The organism is Legionella sp. D16C41 (genome assembly GCF_048541585.1).
In the GTDB taxonomy this organism is placed as follows: Bacteria; Pseudomonadota; Gammaproteobacteria; order Legionellales; family Legionellaceae; genus Legionella_C.
On record NZ_CP183303.1, the window covers coordinates 322,501 to 343,853 of the forward strand.

The following is a 21,353-nucleotide window of genomic DNA, read 5'->3' on the forward strand; positions in this document are numbered from 1 at the left end:
ACACGAAGCCTATTAGAAGAACTAAGCACACGAAGAAGTAGGCCGGGACACGTGAAATCCTGGTTGAAGACGGGTGGACCATCATCCAAGGCTAAATACTCCTTACTGACCGATAGCGAACCAGTACCGTGAGGGAAAGGTGAAAAGAACCCCTGTGAGGGGAGTGAAATAGACCTGAAACCGTTTGCGTACAAGCAGTGGGAGCCTGACTTAGGTTGGGTGACTGCGTACCTTTTGTATAATGGGTCAGCGAGTTACTTTCAGTGGCGAGGTTAACTTATTAAGGGAGCCGTAGCGAAAGCGAGTCTTAAAGGGCGATAGTCGCTGGGAGTAGACCCGAAACCGGGCGATCTAGCCATGTGCAGGATGAAGGTTGGGTAACACCAACTGGAGGTCCGAACCGGGTAATGTTGAAAAATTATCGGATGACGTGTGGCTAGGAGTGAAAGGCTAATCAAGCCCGGAGATAGCTGGTTCTCCCCGAAAGCTATTTAGGTAGCGCCTCGTGAATGATTACCTGGGGTAGAGCACTGTTTCGGCTAGGGGGCTGTCATGGCTTACCAAACCGATGCAAACTCCGAATACGGGCTAATTGAATCACGGGAGACACACGGCGGGTGCTAACGTCCGTCGTGAAGAGGGCAACAACCCAGACCGCCAGCTAAGGTCCCCAAGTGATGATTAAGTGGGAAACGATGTGGGAAGTCACAGACAGCCAGGAGGTTGGCTTAGAAGCAGCCACCCTTTAAAGAAAGCGTAATAGCTCACTGGTCGAGTCGGCCTGCGCGGAAGATGTAACGGGGCTCAAATCATCCACCGAAGCTGCGGATGTGCACTTATGTGCACGTGGTAGGGGAGCGTTCTGTAGGCTGATGAAGGTTCACCGAGAGGTGGGCTGGAGGTATCAGAAGTGCGAATGCTGACATGAGTAACGATAAAGAAGGTGAAAACCCTTCTCGCCGGAAGTCTAAGGTTTCCTGCACGCGTTTAATCGGAGCAGGGTGAGTCGGCCCCTAAGGCGAGGCTGAAAAGCGTAGTCGATGGGAATAAGGTTAATAGTCCTTAACTTTTGATAAGTGGTGATGTGGGGACGAAGAAAGCTAGGTGAGCCGGGTGATGGTTATCCCGGTCTGTGCTTGTAGGCGGTGTGTTTAGGCAAATCCGGACACATACTAACGCTAAGGGGCAACAGGGTTCTGACCTTTCGAGGTGCAGAGAAGTCATTGACGCTACGCTTCCAGGAAAAGCTGCTAGCCATAACTTATTAAAAACCGTACCGCAAACCGACACAGGTAGACAAGTAGAGCATACTAAGGCGCATGAGAGAACTCGGGTGAAGGAACTAGGCAAAATGGTACCGTAACTTCGGGAGAAGGTACGCCCTGGGTGGTGAGTCATTTTACATGGCAAAGCGACTCGGGGCCGCAGAGACCAGGTGGCTGCGACTGTTTATTAAAAACACAGCACTCTGCAAATTCGTAAGAAGACGTATAGGGTGTGACGCCTGCCCGGTGCCGGAAGGTTAATTGATGGGGTTATCCGTAAGGAGAAGCTCTTGATCGAAGCCCCGGTAAACGGCGGCCGTAACTATAACGGTCCTAAGGTAGCGAAATTCCTTGTCGGGTAAGTTCCGACCTGCACGAATGGCGTAACGATGGCCACACTGTCTCCACCCGAGACTCAGTGAAATTGAAATCGCTGTGAAGATGCAGTGTACCCGCGGCTAGACGGAAAGACCCCGTGAACCTTTACTATAGTTTTGCACTGGACTTTGATGATAACTGTGTAGGATAGGTGGGAGGCTAAGAAGTGACGACGCTAGTTGTCATGGAGCCGACCTTGAAATACCACCCTGTTATCCTTGAGGTTCTAACTTAAGCCAGTCATCCTGGCTGAGGACCGTGCATGATGGGTAGTTTGACTGGGGCGGTCTCCTCCCAAAGCGTAACGGAGGAGCACAAAGGTACCCTCGGTACGGTCGGACATCGTACCAAGAGTGTAAAGGCAAAAGGGTGCTTGACTGCGAGACCGACGGGTCGAGCAGGTACGAAAGTAGGTCTTAGTGATCCGGTGGTTCTGTATGGAAGGGCCATCGCTCAACGGATAAAAGGTACTCCGGGGATAACAGGCTGATACCGCCCAAGAGTTCATATCGACGGCGGTGTTTGGCACCTCGATGTCGGCTCATCACATCCTGGGGCTGAAGCAGGTCCCAAGGGTATGGCTGTTCGCCATTTAAAGTGGTACGCGAGCTGGGTTTAGAACGTCGTGAGACAGTTCGGTCCCTATCTGCCGTGGGCGTAGGAAAATTGAGAGGAGCTGCTCCTAGTACGAGAGGACCGGAGTGGACGAACCTCTGGTGTACCGGTTGTCACGCCAGTGGCATTGCCGGGTAGCTAAGTTCGGACGGGATAACCGCTGAAAGCATCTAAGCGGGAAGCCTCCCTCAAGATGAGTTTTCCCATGAAGCCCGTTGAAGACGACGACGTTGATAGGCAAGGTGTGGAAGTACGGTAACGTATGAAGCTAACTTGTACTAATTGGCTGATTGTCTTGACCATATAACCTCAAGCGCTGTGACGTGTGGAAGGTTATAAGGCACCTAAACGCGTGTGTGACGTTAATCTTTACCGGCTTTTTTTAAAGCCAACCGGTTTTCCTGGCGACTATAGCAATTTGGAACCACCTGATTCCATCCCGAACTCAGCAGTGAAACAGATTCGCGCCGATGATAGTGTGGGGTTTCCCCATGTGAAAGTAGGTCATCGCCAGGGTTTTATTTAGTTGTAATTACAGAAATTATAGTTATAATGTGAACTCTGTAATAAGAAATATGCTGGCGTAGCTCAGTTGGTAGAGCAACTGACTTGTAATCAGTAGGTCCTGGGTTCGATTCCTAGTGCCAGCACCATTTAATGTAGTGTAAGCGTGCTTTAGTATGCACGCTTTTTTTATGGTTATTGTCTTAGCATTGAAATTACTTCAAAAAGCAATTCCATTATGAGAACACTGTAGAATTTTAAAGGCAGTCGGTGCTCAAACCACAGCTGTTTTTTAGTTTAAGCTAGTCCTCAAGATATCGTACTTGACAATAGTCTTTTCGTGAAAGAAAATGGCGTTCATTCTGGAGGGGTTCCCGAGCGGTCAAAGGGATCAGACTGTAAATCTGACGGCTCAGCCTTCGAAGGTTCGAATCCTTCCCCCTCCACCAGTTACGCAGAAGTAATAGACAAGCGGGTGTAGTTCAATGGTAGAACTTCAGCCTTCCAAGCTGATAGCGTGGGTTCGATTCCCATCACCCGCTCCAAATGTGTTGTCAAAAGCTTCAAAACCCGGTCTGATGCTTGAAAGCCCACATAGCTCAGGCGGTAGAGCACTTCCTTGGTAAGGAAGAGGTCACTGGTTCGAGTCCAGTTGTGGGCACCATAATTATGAACTTTCTAAGGGGAGATTTTCCAATGGCGAAGGAAAAGTTTGAGCGAAAAAAGCCACACGTGAATGTGGGTACAATCGGTCACGTAGATCATGGTAAAACGACCTTGACTGCAGCAATCACAACCATCATGGCTAAGAAATTCGGTGGCACAGCGAAAGCTTATGACCAAATTGATGCAGCGCCAGAAGAGCGTGAGCGTGGTATTACGATATCAACAGCACACGTTGAATATGAATCAGCAAATCGCCACTATGCCCATGTTGACTGCCCAGGCCATGCTGACTATGTTAAGAATATGATTACCGGTGCAGCTCAGATGGACGGTGCTATATTAGTGGTTTCAGCTGCTGATGGCCCAATGCCGCAAACTCGTGAGCATATTCTTTTATCTCGCCAAGTCGGTGTACCTTATATTGTTGTGTTCTTAAACAAAGCGGACATGGTTGATGACGCTGAGCTTTTAGAATTAGTTGAGATGGAAGTCCGTGACTTATTAAGCAGTTATGAGTTTCCTGGCGATGATATTCCAATTGTAGTTGGTTCTGCCTTAAAAGCGCTAGAAGGTGATAGCAGTGATATTGGTGTTCCTGCTATTGAGAAGCTGGTTGATACGATGGACTCTTATATTCCTGAGCCTGTTCGTAATATTGATAAGAGCTTCTTATTACCTATCGAAGACGTGTTCTCTATTTCTGGACGTGGTACAGTGGTTACCGGTCGTATCGAAAGCGGCATTATTAAAGTCGGTGAAGAAGTTGAAATCGTAGGTATCCGTGATACACAGAAAACAACGTGTACGGGTGTGGAGATGTTCCGTAAGTTACTAGACGAAGGTCGTGCAGGCGATAACGTCGGTATCTTATTACGCGGTACAAAGCGTGATGAGGTTGAACGTGGCCAAGTATTAGCAAAACCAGGTTCTATCAAGCCGCATACCAAGTTCGAAGCTGAAGTCTACGTGTTATCTAAAGATGAAGGTGGTCGTCATACCCCATTCTTCAATGGTTACCGTCCTCAGTTTTATTTCAGAACCACTGACGTTACCGGCTCTTGTGACCTACCCGAAGGTATCGAAATGGTTATGCCAGGTGACAACGTTCAATTGACTGTGCACTTGCACTCCCCAATTGCAATGGATGAAGGTTTACGTTTTGCAATTCGTGAAGGTGGCCGTACCGTAGGTGCTGGCGTCGTTGCAAAAATTATTGAGTAATATGCAATGAATGTGAGATAATTGCATCTCACATTCAACCGTGTTGTTAAGTTAGGCCAGTAGCTCAATTGGCAGAGCGGCGGTCTCCAAAACCGCAGGTTGGGGGTTCGATTCCCTCCTGGCCTGCCAAAAACCATGAAACTATGAAAAATTCAGCAAATTCAAAAAGTAATTTTAAAGATATTGGTTTGTGGGCAGGAGTAGCAATAATAACTATTGCTGCATTTCTGTGTACTTATTATTTTGACTTTTCAGCACCTATCAAGGCTATTGTTTGGATTGTCTGGTTTGTATTAACGATACTTTTAGCCTATTTTACTACTATAGGCCAGCAAGTATTTGTATTTGCAAATGAAGCGAAAATTGAACTACAAAAAGTAGTGTGGCCTACACGCCAAGAAACTATCCAAACCACCTCAATCGTTATGATTATGGTTGCAGTAACAGGATTTGTTCTTTGGGCGATTGATTCTGGTATGATGTGGGTAATTGCTAAAATAACTCATTTAGGTTGATAAACGTGGACGAGCAGAAATCAAAACAGTGGTATGTAGTTCATGCCTACTCAGGTTACGAAAATTTTGTTATGCGTGAAATAAAGTCGCGTGCTGATCAATTTGAGATGCAAGATAAAATTGGTGAAGTTATCGTTCCTTCTGAAGAAGTAGTTGAAATGCGAGCTGGCCAAAAACGTAAAAGTACTCGCAAATTTTATCCTGGTTATGTGTTAGTTAATATGATAATGGATGATAAAACTTGGCACATGATTCGTAAAATACCTCGCGTTCTAGGCTTTATTGGCGGTACAGGTCAAACGCCAACTCCTATATCAGAAAAAGAAGCAAATGCTATACTTCAACGTATAGAAGAAGGGGTTACAAAACCAAGACCTAAGATCCTATTTGAGCCTGGCGAAGTTATTCGTGTTAAAGAAGGACCTTTTGTTGACTTTAATGGTGTTGTTGAAGAGGTTAATTATGAGAAAAATAGATTGCGTGTTGCTGTTCTCATTTTTGGTCGCTCCACTCCAGTAGAATTAGAGTTCAGCCAAGTAGAAAAAACTTAATCCAATTTCTTAATTTCCTAAATTTACATTTAAATTTTATTTATCCATTTAAATAATTTAATTTATTTGGATGGATTTAATAAATACTGCTATAATATTATGTTTTTTGTAATAGGGGAGCTTATTGAGCACTTATTAGTCTAATAAGCGTTATTTAACCCACTGAGGAGTCCTAAATGGCTAAAAGAGTAGAAGCGTATGTAAAATTGCAGATTCCGGCTGGAAAAGCAAATCCAAGTCCACCTGTTGGCCCCGCTCTAGGTCAGCGTGGCGTAAATATTATGGAATTTTGTAAGGCTTTTAATGCTGCAACACAAAATTTAGAGCCTGGTTTACCTACACCTGTTGTAATTACGGTCTATAATGATAGAAGTTTCACCTTTGTAACTAAAACTCCACCTGCTTCAGTCTTAATCAAAAAAGCTGCTGGTATTCAAAGTGGTAGTGGTAATCCAAATACAAAGAAAGTTGGTAAAATTACGCGTGCCCAAGCAGAAGAAATTGCCAAGACTAAGGAACCTGATCTTACAGCAGCCTCTTTAGAAGCTGCAGTTCAATGTGTTATTGGAACCGCAAGGAGTATGGGCGTTGAAGTTGAAGGTGTGGAGTAATTTATTATGGCTAAATTAAGCAAGAAACAGCAAAAGATACGTGAGAAAGTTAAAACGAATTATCTTTACCCTGCTACTGAAGCAATTGAAGTTTTAAAAGAATTTGCTACTTCTAAGTTTGAAGAAAGCGTTGACATTAGCGTTAACTTAGGTGTTGATCCACGTAAATCTGATCAAGTCGTGCGTACATCTACTAATCTTCCTAAAGGAACAGGTAAAAAAGTCCGTGTAGCTGTGTTTGCCCAGGGCGATAATGCTACTAAAGCTAAAAATGCAGGTGCAGATATTGTAGGCTTTGAAGATTTAGCTGAGCAAATTAAAGCAGGCGATTTAGATTTTGATGTGGTTATTGCTACACCAGATGCAATGCGAATAGTTGGGCAGTTAGGACAAATTTTAGGTCCACGAGGTTTGATGCCAAACCCTAAAGTGGGCACTGTAACCATGAATGTAGAAGCTGCGGTAACAGATGCTAAAGCAGGTCAAGTACGTTATCGTACCGATAAAAATGGTATAATACATTGTACAGTAGGTAAAGTTCGCTTTTCAGCAGATGATTTAATCGAAAATATTGCTGCTTTGATTGCTGATCTAAAAAAAGCAAAACCTGCATCATCAAAAGGTGTTTACCTTAAAAAAATTACACTTTCATCTACTATGGGCCCTGGATTACCTATTGATCTTGCATCAATACCTGTGTAATATACAACGCCCTTAAATCCGCTTTCACGGCATAGACATGGTTCGATGCCGTCGAAGACCGCAGGTGCTATATAATTAGCTTAATTTCCTGCGCAGACGGTGAACCGGCTTCGGTATTTACCTTAGACGGCCACCATAACTGTCAAATCATTTTTGATTTGAACAACTAAGGAGGTCATTAACGTGACGATAACTTTAGCTGCAAAAAAAGCCGTTGTTGAAGAAGTAACTGATGTTGCTTCTAAAGCTGTTTCGGCTGTAGTTGCTGATTATCGCGGTTTGACTGTGAATCAAATGACTCAATTACGAAGTGAAGCTCGAAAGTCAGGCGTTTATCTGCGAGTTGTTCGCAATACACTTACTCGCCGCGCTTTTGAAAACACTCAGTTTGCTTGCTTAAGCGATAAATTGGTTGGTCCTTTATTTATAGCGTTATCGCTAGAGGCCCCCAGTGACGCGGCACGCTTGCTGAAGGACTTTGTAAAAACATTTGAAAAGCTTGAAATCAAAGCATTATCTGTAGGTGGACAAGTTTACGAACCAAGCCAATTAGAGGCTGTCGCAAGCTTACCTACACGTGATGAAGCATTAGCTAAACTGATGTATGTGATGAAAGCACCAGTAGAGAAATTTGTTCGTACGCTTGCAGAACCTCATGCCAAATTGGTAAGAACAATTGCTGCAATTAAAGAGCAAAAAGAACAAACTGCATAATCTAATATAATTTTTTAATTAGGAGCTAGAAATGGCTGTTTCAAAAAATGAGATTTTAGACACAATCTCTAATATGACTGTTATGGAAGTGGTAGAACTTATCGAAGCTATGGAAGAAAAATTTAATGTTTCTGCAGCCGCTGCAGCTGTTGCTGTTGCTGGTCCTGCTGCTTCTACCGCTGCTGCCGCAGAAGAAAAAACTGAATTTAACGTTGTTATGACAAGCTTTGGTTCTAACAAAGTAGGTGTCATCAAAGTTATTCGTACGATTACAGGTCTTGGCTTAAAAGAAGCTAAAGACTTAGTAGAAGGTGCTCCATCTGCTGTTAAAGAAGGAGTATCAAAAGAAGAAGCGGCTGATATCAAAAAACAACTCGAAGAAGCTGGCGCTACTGTCGAAGTTAAGTAATATTGTTATAATTTTTGTAACCCGGCCATGTTTACATGGCTGGGTTTATGTGTTTGATATTATTGATAATTTACAGAGGAATCACCATGGCCACTGCAGAAGCTAAATCTCAACACTATTCCCATGCTGAGCAAAAACGATTTCGCAAAAGCTTTGGTAGGCAGGCTGATAAAATGGCTATTCCCAACCTGCTTGATATTCAGCTAAAATCTTATGCCGATTTTCTAAGGGCTGATTCGAATTCGAATTTATACCAAAATACTGGCCTTCATGCAGCCTTTTTATCTGTTTTCCCTATACATAGTTTTTCAGGTAATGCCAGACTTGAATATGTAAGTTATAAGTTAGGTGAACCTGCTTTTGATGTACGTGAGTGTAAGTTACGTGGGTTAACTTATTCTGCACCACTACGAGTAAAAATTCGGCTTGTTGTCTTAGACAAAGATGCTCCAGGTGAGCCAAAGCCAATTAAAGATATACGTGAACAAGACGTATTTATGGGTGAGATTCCCCTAATGACAGACGTAGGTACTTTCGTTATTAATGGTACCGAGCGCGTAGTCGTTTCACAATTACATCGCTCTCCTGGTGTGATATTTGAGCATGATAGAGGTAAGACTCATTCATCAGGAAAGTTACTTTATTCTGCAAGGATTATTCCTTACCGTGGTTCATGGTTAGACTTTGAGTTTGATCCTAAAGATTGCGTTTTCGTCAGAATTGATCGTCGCCGTAAGTTACCAGTTACAATTTTACTTCGATCTTTAGGCTATGAAGTCGAAGAAATACTGGCTGAATTTTTCGAAACTACAGTCTGTACTTTAAGAAATGGTGAGTTTCATATTAATTTAATTCCTTCACGTTTACGGGGAGAAATTGCTTCTTTCAATATTTATATTCCAGATACTAATGAATTAATTGTTGAGCAAGGCCGTCGTATTACAGCTCGCCATATTAGATTAATGGAAAAAAGTAATATGCAAGATCTAGTTGTCCCTCGGGATTATCTAGTAGGCAAAGTACTCGCAAAACATATTGTTAATACTGAGACAGGAGAAGTGTTAGCACAAGCTAACGATGAGGTAAGTATTGAGTTGCTTGATCAATTAGCTGAACAAGGAATTTTAAATTTCGATTTAATTTATACCAATGATCTTGATCATGGTTCTTATATATCAGATACGCTTAAAATTGATCCTACAACTAATCAGCTAGAAGCCTTAGTTGAAATTTATAGAATGATGCGTCCCGGTGAGCCGCCTACTAAAGAAGCAGCTGAAGCATTATTTAAGAATTTATTTTTTGCTGAAGACCGTTATGATCTTTCAGCGGTTGGTCGGATGAAGTTTAATCGTCGCGTTGGACGCAAAGAAGATACAGGCCCAGGTACTCTTACAAAAGAAGATATCTTGGCTGTTATTAAGACACTGATTGATATTCGTAATGGTATCGGTATGGTAGATGATATTGATCATCTAGGTAATCGTCGCGTACGAAGTGTCGGTGAGATGGCTGAAAATCAATTCCGAGTTGGTTTAGTTCGTGTAGAGCGAGCTGTTAAAGAGCGCTTAAGCCTTGTGGAATCAGAGAATTTAATGCCGCAAGACTTAATTAATGCTAAACCTGTATCTGCGGCTATTAAAGAATTTTTTGGCTCAAGTCAGCTTTCACAGTTTATGGATCAGGTTAATCCACTATCAGGTGTAACACATAAGCGCCGTGTATCAGCATTAGGCCCAGGCGGCTTAACTCGTGAACGCGCAGGCTTTGAAGTTCGTGACGTTCATACAACGCATTATGGTCGTGTATGTCCTATTGAAACACCTGAAGGACCTAATATTGGTTTGATTAATTCTCTATCTGTTTACGCACGTACTAATGACTATGGTTTTATTGAAACCCCATGTCGTAAGGTCGTTGATGGCCGGGTTACCGATGAAATTGAATATTTATCTGCTATCGAAGAAGTTGATCAATATATCGCCCAATCGACCGTTGCTGTAGATGAAAAAGGCAATATTATTGCTGATTTAGTTCCTTGCAGGCATCAGAATGAGTTTTCATTAACTACGCCTGATAAAATTAATTATATGGATGTTTCGCCAAAACAAATTGTGTCAGTAGCTGCTTCATTAATTCCTTTCCTTGAGCATGATGACGCAAACCGCGCATTAATGGGTTCTAACATGCAACGTCAAGCAGTCCCTACTTTACGTTCAGAAAAACCCTTGGTTGGAACAGGTATGGAGCGCACAGTAGCCTCTGACTCAGGGGTATCTGTTGTGGCTAAACGTGGTGGTATTATTGACTTAGTAGATGCTTCACGGATAGTAGTTCGGGTTAATGATGATGAAACTAGCGCTGGCGAAACTGGCGTAGACATCTATAATTTAACTAAGTACTTCCGTTCCAATCAGGACACTTGTATTAATCAGCGTCCAATTGTGGCCAAAGGCGATCGTATTCGTCGAGGTGATGTACTAGCAGATGGCCCTTGTACTGATATGGGTGAATTAGCTTTAGGACAAAATCTGCTTGTAGCTTTTATGCCCTGGAATGGTTATAACTTTGAAGACTCTATATTAATTTCGGAAAGAATTGTTCAAGAGGAGCGTTTTACAACTATTCATATTGAAGAGCTAACTTGTATAGCTCGCGATACTAAGCTAGGAACTGAAGAAATTACAGCTGATATTCCTAATGTGGGTGAATCTGCATTAGCGAGCCTTGATGAATCAGGCGTTGTTTATATCGGTGCAGAAGTCAGTGCTGGCGACATTCTAGTTGGTAAAGTAACCCCGAAAGGTGAAACTCAACTTACCCCAGAAGAAAAATTATTACGAGCTATCTTTGGTGAGAAAGCGTCTGATGTAAAAGACTCTTCATTGCGTGTGCCTTCAGGAATGAATGGTACTGTAATTGATGTACAGGTATTTACACGTGATGGACTTGAAAAAGATGAACGGGCGAAAAGTATCGAAGAAGAGCATCTAACTCGAGTACGAAAGGATTTAATTGATGAGCGACGTATTCGTGAAGAAGATATTTACCATCGTGTATTTAATCTCTTGATAGATAAATCAGCCACAGGAGGTCCTGGTAACATTAAAGCAGGAAAAACTATCTCTGCAGATTACCTAAATTCAATTACACGAGAAAAATGGTTCGATATTCGAGTTGATGATGAGGCAGTAAGCCAGCAATTAGAACAACTTTCTAAGCAACTTGAGTTACTTAGCAAGGAGATGGAGAAACGTTTTAGCGACAGCCGTAAAAAAATAGTTCAAGGCGATGACTTAGCGCCTGGCGTACTAAAGATCGTCAAAGTATATTTAGCTGTTAAACGTCGTATCCAACCTGGTGATAAAATGGCAGGACGACATGGTAATAAAGGGGTAATTTCCATAGTAGTACCTGTTGAAGATATGCCTTATATGGAAGATGGTACGGCAGTAGATATTGTTTTAAATCCATTAGGTGTACCATCGCGGATGAATATTGGTCAGGTTCTAGAGACGCATTTAGGTCTTGCGGCAAAAGGGTTAGGTAATCGAATTGCCAACCTAATTGACGAGGAACGATCTATTGATGAGATACGAAGCTTTTTAGCTGAGATTTATAATCATGATGAAATGCAACGCGTTAATTTAGATTTATTAGATGATAGTCAATTAAGATTACTGGCTGATAATCTTCGTAACGGGGTTCCTATGGCAACACCAGTGTTTGATGGCGCCTCAGAAGCTGAAATTAAATCAATGTTAGAACTTGCTGGTTTACCAGCTGATGGTAAAACCACATTAGTAGATGGTCGCACTGGTCGCAAATTTGATAACCCCGTAACGGTTGGTTATATGTATATGCTAAAGCTTAACCACTTGGTTGATGATAAAATGCATGCCCGTTCTACTGGATCTTACAGCCTGGTAACGCAGCAGCCATTAGGCGGTAAAGCACAGTTTGGTGGTCAGCGGTTTGGAGAAATGGAAGTTTGGGCGCTTGAAGCATATGGTGCTGCTTATACGTTGCAAGAAATGTTAACAGTTAAATCAGACGATGTCGGAGGACGAACTAAAATCTATAAAAATATAGTTGATGGTGATCATCGTATGGATCCTGGAATGCCCGAATCCTTTAATGTGTTATTGAAAGAGATTCGCGCACTAGGTATTGATATTGAATTAGACCATGACTAATTAATCAGTGATGTATTCTGACAACTAATTTTTGGAGGCATAGATTTGGCTACTCTAAGCGGTAATCCCATGAGAAAAGCACCGGTAATGAGTGACTTACTAGGTATTCTTAAACAACAAGGTCAAAGTGAAGAATTTGATGCAATTAAAATAGCACTGGCTTCGCCTGATTTAATACGTTCTTGGTCATATGGCGAGGTCAAGAAACCTGAAACGATCAATTATCGGACATTTAAACCTGAGCGTGATGGTCTATTCTGCGCTAAAACATTTGGTCCTATTAAAGATTATGAATGTCTCTGTGGAAAATATAAGCGATTAAAACATCGCGGCGTAATCTGTGAAAAGTGTGGTGTTGAACTTGCTTTAGCGAAAGTTCGCCGTGAACGCATGGGGCATATTGAATTAGCAAGCCCTGTAGCGCATATCTGGTTCTTAAAATCTTTACCATCGCGAATTGGTTTATTACTTGATATGACGTTAAGAGATATCGAACGTGTTCTCTATTTTGAAGCATTCGTTGTAGTTGATCCCGGAATGACGGAACTAGAACGTAGACAGTTATTAAATGACGAAGCTTATTTAGAAGCAATGGAAGAGTATGGCGATGAGTTTGATGCTCGTATGGGAGCGGAAGCAATTCGTGAACTTCTACGCCAAATTGATTTGGAAGAGGAAATTAAATCATTACGTGAAGAGTTACCATTAACTAATTCTGAAACGAAGATTAAGAAAATTACTAAACGACTAAAGTTATTAGAAGCATTTTATGAGTCTGGTAACAAGCCTGAATGGATGATTATGGATGTATTGCCGGTGTTACCACCCGACTTACGCCCATTGGTACCTCTTGACGGTGGCCGTTTCGCTACTTCTGATTTAAACGACTTATATCGCCGAGTTATTAATCGAAATAATCGTTTGAAACGCTTATTAGATCTTAACGCACCAGACATTATTGTACGAAACGAAAAACGTATGTTACAAGAGTCTGTGGATGCACTGCTCGATAATGGCCGTCGCGGTCGTGCTATTACCGGAACCAATAAACGTCCTTTAAAATCTTTAGCAGATATGATTAAAGGTAAGCAAGGTCGTTTTCGTCAGAATCTATTAGGTAAACGTGTAGATTATTCTGGCCGTTCTGTTATTGTAGTTGGTCCTACTTTACGCCTGCATCAATGCGGTCTGCCCAAGAAAATGGCGCTTGAGTTATTTAAACCTTTTATCTTTAGCAAGCTTGAATTTAGAGGTTTAGCAACCACAATTAAAGCTGCTAAGAAAATGGTAGAGCGAGAAGAGCCAGTTGTTTGGGATATTCTTGAAGATGTTATTCGTGAACACCCAATATTACTAAACCGTGCGCCAACATTGCATCGTCTTGGAATTCAAGCGTTTGAGCCAGTATTAATTGAAGGTAAAGCTATTCAATTACACCCACTTGTCTGTACAGCTTACAATGCTGACTTTGACGGTGACCAGATGGCTGTTCATATTCCACTGACATTGGAGGCGCAATTAGAAGCTCGTTCTTTGATGATGTCGACTAATAATATTTTATCGCCTGCAAGCGGTGAGCCTATTATTGTACCAAGTCAAGACGTAGTTTTAGGACTTTATTACCTAACTCGAGAGCGTATTAATGCAAAAGGCGAAGGTAAGTTTTTCGCTAGTGCCCAAGAAGCACAGAATTTCTATGAAGCTGGATTAATTGACTTGCATGCTAAGGTTAAGATTCGTATGCCTATAGCAGTGGAAGTAGAAAATGAAGGTGATGACGATAGCGGAAGTGAAGGTGGAGAGGTCCGTATTAAGTACGAGCTCATCGAAACTACCGTAGGTCGAGGTATTCTCTCTGATATTTTGCCAAAAGGTATGTCGTTTGAGCAAATCAATCGCGCAATGACAAAAAAAGCTATCTCAAAAGTAGTAGATAGTTGTTATCGTAAATTTGGTCTAAAGGAAACAGTTATTTTTGCTGACCAACTTATGTATATGGGCTTTAAATTTGCAACACGAGCAGGTGCATCCATTGGTATTGAGGATATGGAAATACCAGAGGATAAAGCCACTATTATTGAACAAGCTGACAACGAAGTACGTGAAATTGAATCACAGTATCGCTCAGGCTTGGTAACTAATGGGGAGCGCTACAATAAAGTTATCGATATATGGTCACGTACCAACGAGATGGTAGCCAAATCGATGATGACTCGAATTGCAACGGAAGAAGTCGTTAGTCGCGATGGGGTTGTAAGACAAGCTTCATTTAATCCTATTTTTATGATGGCGGATTCAGGCGCGCGGGGTTCTGCCGCTCAGATTCGTCAGCTAGCTGGTATGCGTGGCTTGATGGCAGCTCCAGATGGCTCGATTATTGAAACTCCAATTACGGCAAACTTCCGCGAAGGCTTAAATGTATTCCAGTACTTTATTTCAACTCACGGTGCTCGTAAGGGTTTAGCAGATACAGCTTTAAAAACAGCTAACTCAGGTTATTTAACGCGTCGTTTAGTAGACGTTGCACAAGATGTGGTAATCACTGAAGATGATTGTGGAACTGATCAAGGTATTCTCATGCAACCTTTAATTGAGGGAGGTGATATAGTTGAGCCTCTGCATGAGCGGGTACTAGGTCGCGTTGTTGCTAAAGACGTTTATATTCCAAATCACAGCGAGCCCATTGTAACAGCGGGTACACTCTTAGATGAGGAATTAGTTGAGAAACTAGAACGATACAGTGTTGATCAGGTTCTTGTTCGCTCTCCTATTGAATGTAAAACACGTTTTGGCCTTTGTGCTAAGTGCTATGGTCGCGATTTAGCGCGAGGTCATTTAGTTAACACAGGCGAAGCAGTTGGTATTATTGCAGCTCAGTCAATTGGGGAACCAGGTACTCAGTTAACAATGAGAACTTTCCATATTGGTGGTGCGGCTTCTCGAGCAACTGCAGCGAATAATATTCAGATTAAAAATAAAGGTGTTATTCGTTTACATAATATTAAAACCGTAACACATGCCAATGGAAATCTTGTAGCTGTATCTCGTTCGGGCGAAGTTTCGATTGTAGATGATTTTGGTCGTGAGCGAGAGCGTTATAAATTACCTTATGGTGCGGTGTTAACAGTTCAAGATAATACAGCTGTTGAAGCAGGTCAGATTATCGCAAGCTGGGATCCGCATACTCACCCTGTTATCTCTGAGGTAAGTGGACGATTAAAATTTATAGACCTCATCGAAGGTTTAACAATGAATCGGCAAACTGATGAAATCACAGGTTTAAGTAATATTGTGGTAACAGACGCTAAACAGCGTAGTGCTTTAGGGCGAGATATGCGTCCAATGGTTAAGCTTGTATCGGATGACGGTGATGATATTTATTTGGCAGGAACAAATGTTGCTGCGCAATACTATCTGCCTGTTGATGCAATTATTAACTTTGAAGACGGTAGCGAAGTAGGTATAGGAGATGTTATTGCTCGTATACCACAAGAGCGTTCTAAGACACGCGATATTACAGGGGGCTTACCTCGCGTAGCAGATCTGTTTGAAGCGCGTAAGCCTAAAGATGCGGCTGTCATGGCTGAGATTTCTGGGGTAGTAAACTTTGGTAAGGAAACCAAAGGTAAGCGACGCTTAATTATTACTGAATCAGAACATAAATCGCATGAAGAGCTTATTCCTAAATGGCGCCACATTTCGGTGTTTGAAGGGGAGCATGTTGAACGTGGAGAAATTATCGCCGAAGGGCCACTAAATCCACATGATATATTGCGATTATTAGGTGTTGGCGCGTTGGCTAATTATATTGTTAACGAGGTTCAAGACGTTTATCGATTACAAGGTGTTAAAATTAATGATAAGCATATTGAAACTATTGTAAGACAAATGCTGCGTAAACGTGTAATCACTTATGCTGGTGATTCAAAGTTCCTAGTAGGTGAGCAAGTCGAAGAAAGTATGATGTTGCAAGAAAATGATAAACTTGCAGCAGCTGAAAAAGAATTGGCAAGAGGAACGCCTATTTTATTAGGAATTACTAAAGCTTCTTTAGCAACAGAGTCCTTTATTTCTGCTGCATCATTCCAAGAAACTACACGTGTCTTAACTGAGGCGGCAGTTAGTGGAAAAGTGGACGATCTACGTGGATTAAAGGAAAATGTTATGGTTGGTCGTCTAATTCCAGCAGGAACCGGATATACCTACCATCAAAAGCGAAAAGCAAAACGTGCAAAAGTGGCAGGAAATGAGCATAGTACGCATACAGTGACTGCAAGTGATGTTGAACATGCACTTAGTGAAGCACTTAATGCAGATAATCATGATCATTAATTCGGATGAAACAATAGCAGATTTGCTTGACAAATCTGCTATCCCTATATAGAATCCGGCCTCCTTATGCATTCGAAATATTACAAAAAAGTTCGGAGTTAAAGAATAAATGGCTACTATTAACCAGTTAGTAAGAAAGCCTCGGGTACACGCAAAAAAGAAAAGTAATGTCCCTGCGCTAGAATCATGCCCTCAACGTCGTGGCGTATGCACACGTGTCTATACAACTACACCCAAAAAACCTAACTCAGCAATGCGTAAGGTAACTCGTGTTCGGCTCACAAATGGTTTTGAAGTAACTTCCTATATTGGTGGTGAAGGTCACAATTTACAGGAACACTCTGTAGTGTTGATTCGCGGTGGACGTGTTAAGGACTTACCTGGTGTGCGATATCATACTGTTCGCGGAAGTTTAGATACTTCAGGTGTGAACGATCGTAAGCAAGGACGTTCTAAATACGGAACCAAGAAACCTAAAGATAAGAAATAATTTGATGGTAGGAATGTGAAATGCCAAGAAGAAGAGAAGTACCTAAACGTGAAATTTTGCCAGATCCAAAATATCATAGTGAATTATTAGCAAAATTTATTAACGTGCTCATGGTTAGCGGTAAAAAGTCAACTGCTGAAAAAATCATATATGGCGCTTTAGCTGTATTAGCTGATCGAGTTAAAAAAGCGAAAAAACATGATGAGGAAGGCGGTGAAGGAGCCGGTACTGCTGGTACTAACCTAGTACTGCGCTATTTTGAGCAGGCGCTGGATAATGTTAGGCCTACAGTTGAAGTTCGCTCACGAAGAGTAGGTGGAGCTACTTATCAGGTCCCAGTTGAAGTCCGCACAGATCGTAGCATTGCATTAGGTATGCGCTGGATTGTACAAGCTGCACGTTCACGTGGTGAAAAAGGTATGATGTTACGTTTAGCAGGTGAACTAATGGATGCCTATGAAAACAAAGGCTCTGCTGCAAAAAAACGTGAAGATACACATAAAATGGCTAAAGCAAACCAAGCTTTTGCACATTTTAGATGGAATTAAAAGAGAGGTAATCCGTGTCTACTCCATTAGAACTTTACAGAAATATTGGTATTGCGGCTCACGTTGACGCCGGTAAAACAACAACAACAGAGCGCGTGTTATTTTATACAGGTATGTCCCATAAGATTGGTGAGGTACATGACGGCGCTGCGACCATGGACTGGATGGTTCAGGAGCAAGAGCGGGGTATTACTATTACTTCTGCAGCTACAACTTGCTACTGGCAAGGAATGGATAAGCAATTTGCTCGCCATCGTATCAACATTATTGATACCCCAGGGCACGTAGACTTCATGATTGAGGTTGAGCGTTCGTTACGGGTACTTGATGGTGCAATCGTTGTATTTGATGCTGTATCAGGTGTAGAGCCTCAATCTGAGACAGTATGGCGTCAGGCTGATAAATACGGTGTACCTAGGATTGTTTTCGTAAACAAAATGGATCGTATGGGCGCTAATTTTCTACGTGTAGTTAGCCAAATTAAACAACGCTTAGGCTCAAATCCAGTCGTTTTACAGCTGCCAATTGGCTCTGAAGATGCTTTTGTTGGCGTAATCGATTTAATTAAGATGAAAGCAATTCACTGGGATGAAGCTAGTAAAGGAATGTCTTTTGAGTACAAAGATATTCCAGCTGAAATGTTAGCTCAATGCGAAGAATATAGAGCCAAAATTATTGAAGCTGCAGCTGAGGCAACTGAAGAGTTGATGGAAAAATATTTAGAAGGTGAAGAGTTTACTGAGAAAGAAATGAAAGATGCTCTTCGTCATCTCACTGTTACTAATAAAATTGTACCAGTATTTTGTGGCTCAGCTTTTAAAAATAAAGGTGTTCAAGCAGTATTAGATGGAGTGGTTGATTATCTTCCTTCACCAATCGATATTCCTGCTATTAAAGGACACGATGATGATGGTAACGAAGTAAACCGTAAAACTTCTTACGATGAGCCTTTTTCAGCACTTGCATTTAAGATTGCAACTGACCCTTTCGTTGGTACATTAACTTATTTTCGTGCTTACTCTGGTGTTCTTAAAAGCGGCGATACTATTTTTAACTCCGTAAAAGGTAAAAAAGAGCGTATTGGTCGTATTTTACAAATGCACGCTAATTCGCGTGAAGAAATTAAAGAAGTACGAGCAGGCGATATTGCAGCCGCAGTAGGACTTAAGACAGTCACTACAGGTGATACGCTATGCGATATTGATAAGCCAGTAATACTTGAACGTATGGATTTTCCAGATCCAGTTATTGCAGTAGCAGTGGAACCTAAAACTAAAGCTGACCAAGAAAAAATGGGAATCGCCTTAGGTAAATTGGCGCAAGAAGACCCATCATTCCGCGTTCATACTGATGAAGAGTCTGGCCAAACAATTATTCAAGGTATGGGTGAGCTTCATTTAGAAATTATTGTTGATCGTATGAAGCGGGAATTTAATGTAGAAGCAAACGTTGGTAAGCCACAAGTAGCTTATAGAGAAACGATTAAACAGTCAGTTGAGCAAGAAGGTAAGTTCGTGCGTCAATCAGGCGGCCGCGGTCAGTATGGTCACGTTTGGCTTAAAATTGAGCCGCAAGAACAAGGTAAAGGGTATGAGTTTGTTAATGCTATTGTTGGGGGCGTAATACCAAAAGAATATATCCCCGCTGTAGATAAAGGTGTTCAAGAGCAATTACAAAATGGTGTTATTGCTGGCTACCCTGTTGTAGATGTAAAAGTAACGCTATTTGATGGTTCATATCATGAAGTGGACTCTAGTGAAATGGCATTTAAAATCGCCGGTTCACAATGCTTCAAGCAAGGTGCTCTTAAAGCAAAACCAGTTCTTCTTGAACCAATAATGAGTGTTGAAGTTGTAACCCCAGAAGATTATATGGGCGATGTAATGGGTGACCTAAATCGCCGTAGGGGTATGGTCCAAGGTATGGAAGATTCACCGGCTGGTAAAATAATTCGAGCTGAAGTGCCATTAGCTGAAATGTTCGGCTATGCAACAGATGTTCGCTCTATTAGCCAAGGCCGCGGAACATTTTCTATGGAATTTGCACGATACGCTGAAGCACCTTCGAATATTGCTGAAGCGATAATTAAGAAACAATAAGTTAATGAGGTATTGAAATGGCGAAGGAAAAGTTTGAGCGAAAAAAGCCACACGTGAATGTGGGTACAATCGGTCACGTAGATCATGGTAAAACGACCTTGACTGCAGCAATCACAACCATCATGGCTAAGAAATTCGGTGGCACAGCGAAAGCTTATGACCAAATTGATGCAGCGCCAGAAGAGCGTGAGCGTGGTATTACGATATCAACAGCACACGTTGAATATGAATCAGCAAATCGCCACTATGCCCATGTTGACTGCCCAGGCCATGCTGACTATGTTAAGAATATGATTACCGGTGCAGCTCAGATGGACGGTGCTATATTAGTGGTTTCAGCTGCTGATGGCCCAATGCCGCAAACTCGTGAGCATATTCTTTTATCTCGCCAAGTCGGTGTACCTTATATTGTTGTGTTCTTAAACAAAGCGGACATGGTTGATGACGCTGAGCTTTTAGAATTAGTTGAGATGGAAGTCCGTGACTTATTAAGCAGTTATGAGTTTCCTGGCGATGATATTCCAATTGTAGTTGGTTCTGCCTTAAAAGCGCTAGAAGGTGATAGCAGTGATATTGGTGTTCCTGCTATTGAGAAGCTGGTTGATACGATGGACTCTTATATTCCTGAGCCTGTTCGTAATATTGATAAGAGCTTCTTATTACCTATCGAAGACGTGTTCTCTATTTCTGGACGTGGTACAGTGGTTACCGGTCGTATCGAAAGCGGCATTATTAAAGTCGGTGAAGAAGTTGAAATCGTAGGTATCCGTGATACACAGAAAACAACGTGTACGGGTGTGGAGATGTTCCGTAAGTTACTAGACGAAGGTCGTGCAGGCGATAACGTCGGTATCTTATTACGCGGTACAAAGCGTGATGAGGTTGAACGTGGCCAAGTATTAGCAAAACCAGGTTCTATCAAGCCGCATACCAAGTTCGAAGCTGAAGTCTACGTGTTATCTAAAGATGAAGGTGGTCGTCATACCCCATTCTTCAATGGTTACCGTCCTCAGTTTTATTTCAGAACCACTGACGTTACCGGCTCTTGTGACCTACCCGAAGGTATCGAAATGGTTATGCCAGGTGACAACGTTCAATTGACTGTGCACTTGCACTCCCCAATTGCAATGGATGAAGGTTTACGTTTTGCAATTCGTGAAGGTGGCCGTACCGTAGGTGCTGGCGTCGTTGCAAAAATTATTGAGTGAGTAAGATGAGTAACAATCAAAATATTAAAATTCGCTTAAAGTCGTTTGATCATCGATTAATTGATACTTCGACGCGCGAAATTGTAGAAACTGCAAAGCGTACAGGGGCTCAAATACGGGGCCCTATTCCACTTCCTATTAAAAAGAAAAAATTCACAGTATTGATTTCGCCACATGTTAACAAAGATGCGCGTGATCAATATGAATTACGAACCCACAAACGTCTAGTAGTAATCGTACATCCAACTGAGAAGACAGTGGATGCCTTAATGAAGCTAGACCTAGCTGCCGGGGTCGATGTTCAGATAAGCTTAGACGATGAGTAATTC

At 42.0% G+C, this 21,353-nt stretch carries 14 protein-coding genes, 5 tRNA genes and 2 rRNA genes (1 of these 21 running past the window's edge); all 21 read left to right on the forward strand.

Going from position 1 to position 21,353, the window contains the following annotated elements:
- Positions 1-2,561, forward strand: a 23S ribosomal RNA gene (locus tag ACNVED_RS01430); it begins 338 nt to the left of the window's first position.
- Between the two features lie 97 nt (positions 2,562-2,658).
- Positions 2,659-2,774 (forward strand): 5S ribosomal RNA (gene rrf, locus ACNVED_RS01435).
- Between the two features lie 61 nt (positions 2,775-2,835).
- Positions 2,836-2,911 (forward strand) — tRNA-Thr (locus ACNVED_RS01440).
- A gap of 215 nt (positions 2,912-3,126) precedes the next feature.
- A tRNA-Tyr gene (locus ACNVED_RS01445) sits at positions 3,127-3,211 on the forward strand.
- Positions 3,212-3,233: 22 nt separating this feature from the next.
- Positions 3,234-3,307 (forward strand) — tRNA-Gly (locus tag ACNVED_RS01450).
- Positions 3,308-3,350: 43 nt separating this feature from the next.
- Positions 3,351-3,426 (forward strand) — tRNA-Thr (locus tag ACNVED_RS01455).
- A 32-nt stretch (positions 3,427-3,458) separates the two neighbouring features.
- On the forward strand, positions 3,459-4,649 hold the full coding sequence (gene tuf / locus ACNVED_RS01460; RefSeq protein ID WP_419419995.1) for an elongation factor Tu: 1,191 nt from the start codon (positions 3,459-3,461) through the stop codon (positions 4,647-4,649).
- A gap of 53 nt (positions 4,650-4,702) precedes the next feature.
- Positions 4,703-4,778: transfer RNA gene (locus ACNVED_RS01465), tRNA-Trp, on the forward strand.
- A 14-nt stretch (positions 4,779-4,792) separates the two neighbouring features.
- Complete coding sequence (gene secE, locus ACNVED_RS01470) at positions 4,793-5,164, forward strand: preprotein translocase subunit SecE (RefSeq protein WP_419419996.1); 372 nt, start codon at positions 4,793-4,795, stop codon at positions 5,162-5,164.
- A gap of 5 nt (positions 5,165-5,169) precedes the next feature.
- Entirely contained in the window at positions 5,170-5,715 is a 546-nt protein-coding gene (nusG, locus tag ACNVED_RS01475; RefSeq protein WP_419419997.1) for a transcription termination/antitermination protein NusG, read from the forward strand.
- A gap of 176 nt (positions 5,716-5,891) precedes the next feature.
- Entirely contained in the window at positions 5,892-6,326 is a 435-nt protein-coding gene (gene rplK / locus ACNVED_RS01480) for a 50S ribosomal protein L11 (RefSeq protein WP_419419998.1), read from the forward strand.
- A gap of 6 nt (positions 6,327-6,332) precedes the next feature.
- Entirely contained in the window at positions 6,333-7,028 is a 696-nt protein-coding gene (gene rplA, locus ACNVED_RS01485; RefSeq protein ID WP_419419999.1) for a 50S ribosomal protein L1, read from the forward strand.
- Positions 7,029-7,211: 183 nt separating this feature from the next.
- On the forward strand, positions 7,212-7,742 hold the full coding sequence (gene rplJ / locus ACNVED_RS01490; protein ID WP_419420000.1) for a 50S ribosomal protein L10: 531 nt from the start codon (positions 7,212-7,214) through the stop codon (positions 7,740-7,742).
- A 31-nt stretch (positions 7,743-7,773) separates the two neighbouring features.
- Positions 7,774-8,151: a 50S ribosomal protein L7/L12 gene (rplL, locus tag ACNVED_RS01495; RefSeq protein WP_419420001.1), complete on the forward strand. Its 378-nt coding sequence runs from the start codon at positions 7,774-7,776 to the stop codon at positions 8,149-8,151.
- A gap of 86 nt (positions 8,152-8,237) precedes the next feature.
- Positions 8,238-12,347 (forward strand): DNA-directed RNA polymerase subunit beta, encoded by a 4,110-nt coding sequence (gene rpoB, locus ACNVED_RS01500; protein WP_419420002.1) that lies wholly within the window; start codon positions 8,238-8,240, stop codon positions 12,345-12,347.
- An 87-nt stretch (positions 12,348-12,434) separates the two neighbouring features.
- Complete coding sequence (rpoC, locus tag ACNVED_RS01505; protein ID WP_419421128.1) at positions 12,435-16,679, forward strand: DNA-directed RNA polymerase subunit beta'; 4,245 nt, start codon at positions 12,435-12,437, stop codon at positions 16,677-16,679.
- A 109-nt stretch (positions 16,680-16,788) separates the two neighbouring features.
- A complete protein-coding gene (gene rpsL / locus ACNVED_RS01510) occupies positions 16,789-17,169 on the forward strand; it encodes a 30S ribosomal protein S12 (RefSeq protein ID WP_115301537.1) in 381 nt (126 codons plus the stop codon).
- A gap of 20 nt (positions 17,170-17,189) precedes the next feature.
- Complete coding sequence (rpsG, locus tag ACNVED_RS01515) at positions 17,190-17,717, forward strand: 30S ribosomal protein S7 (RefSeq protein ID WP_419420003.1); 528 nt, start codon at positions 17,190-17,192, stop codon at positions 17,715-17,717.
- 14 nt (positions 17,718-17,731) lie between these two features.
- Positions 17,732-19,816: an elongation factor G gene (gene fusA / locus ACNVED_RS01520; protein WP_419420004.1), complete on the forward strand. Its 2,085-nt coding sequence runs from the start codon at positions 17,732-17,734 to the stop codon at positions 19,814-19,816.
- Between the two features lie 17 nt (positions 19,817-19,833).
- The gene (gene tuf, locus ACNVED_RS01525; protein ID WP_419419995.1) at positions 19,834-21,024 is read left to right on the forward strand and encodes an elongation factor Tu; all 1,191 of its coding nucleotides are present in this window, start codon (positions 19,834-19,836) and stop codon (positions 21,022-21,024) included.
- A gap of 5 nt (positions 21,025-21,029) precedes the next feature.
- Positions 21,030-21,350 carry a 30S ribosomal protein S10 gene (gene rpsJ / locus ACNVED_RS01530; protein WP_419420005.1) on the forward strand — a complete coding sequence of 107 codons (321 nt, stop codon included), beginning with the start codon at positions 21,030-21,032 and terminating at the stop codon, positions 21,348-21,350.
- Positions 21,351-21,353: the final 3 nt, after the last annotated feature.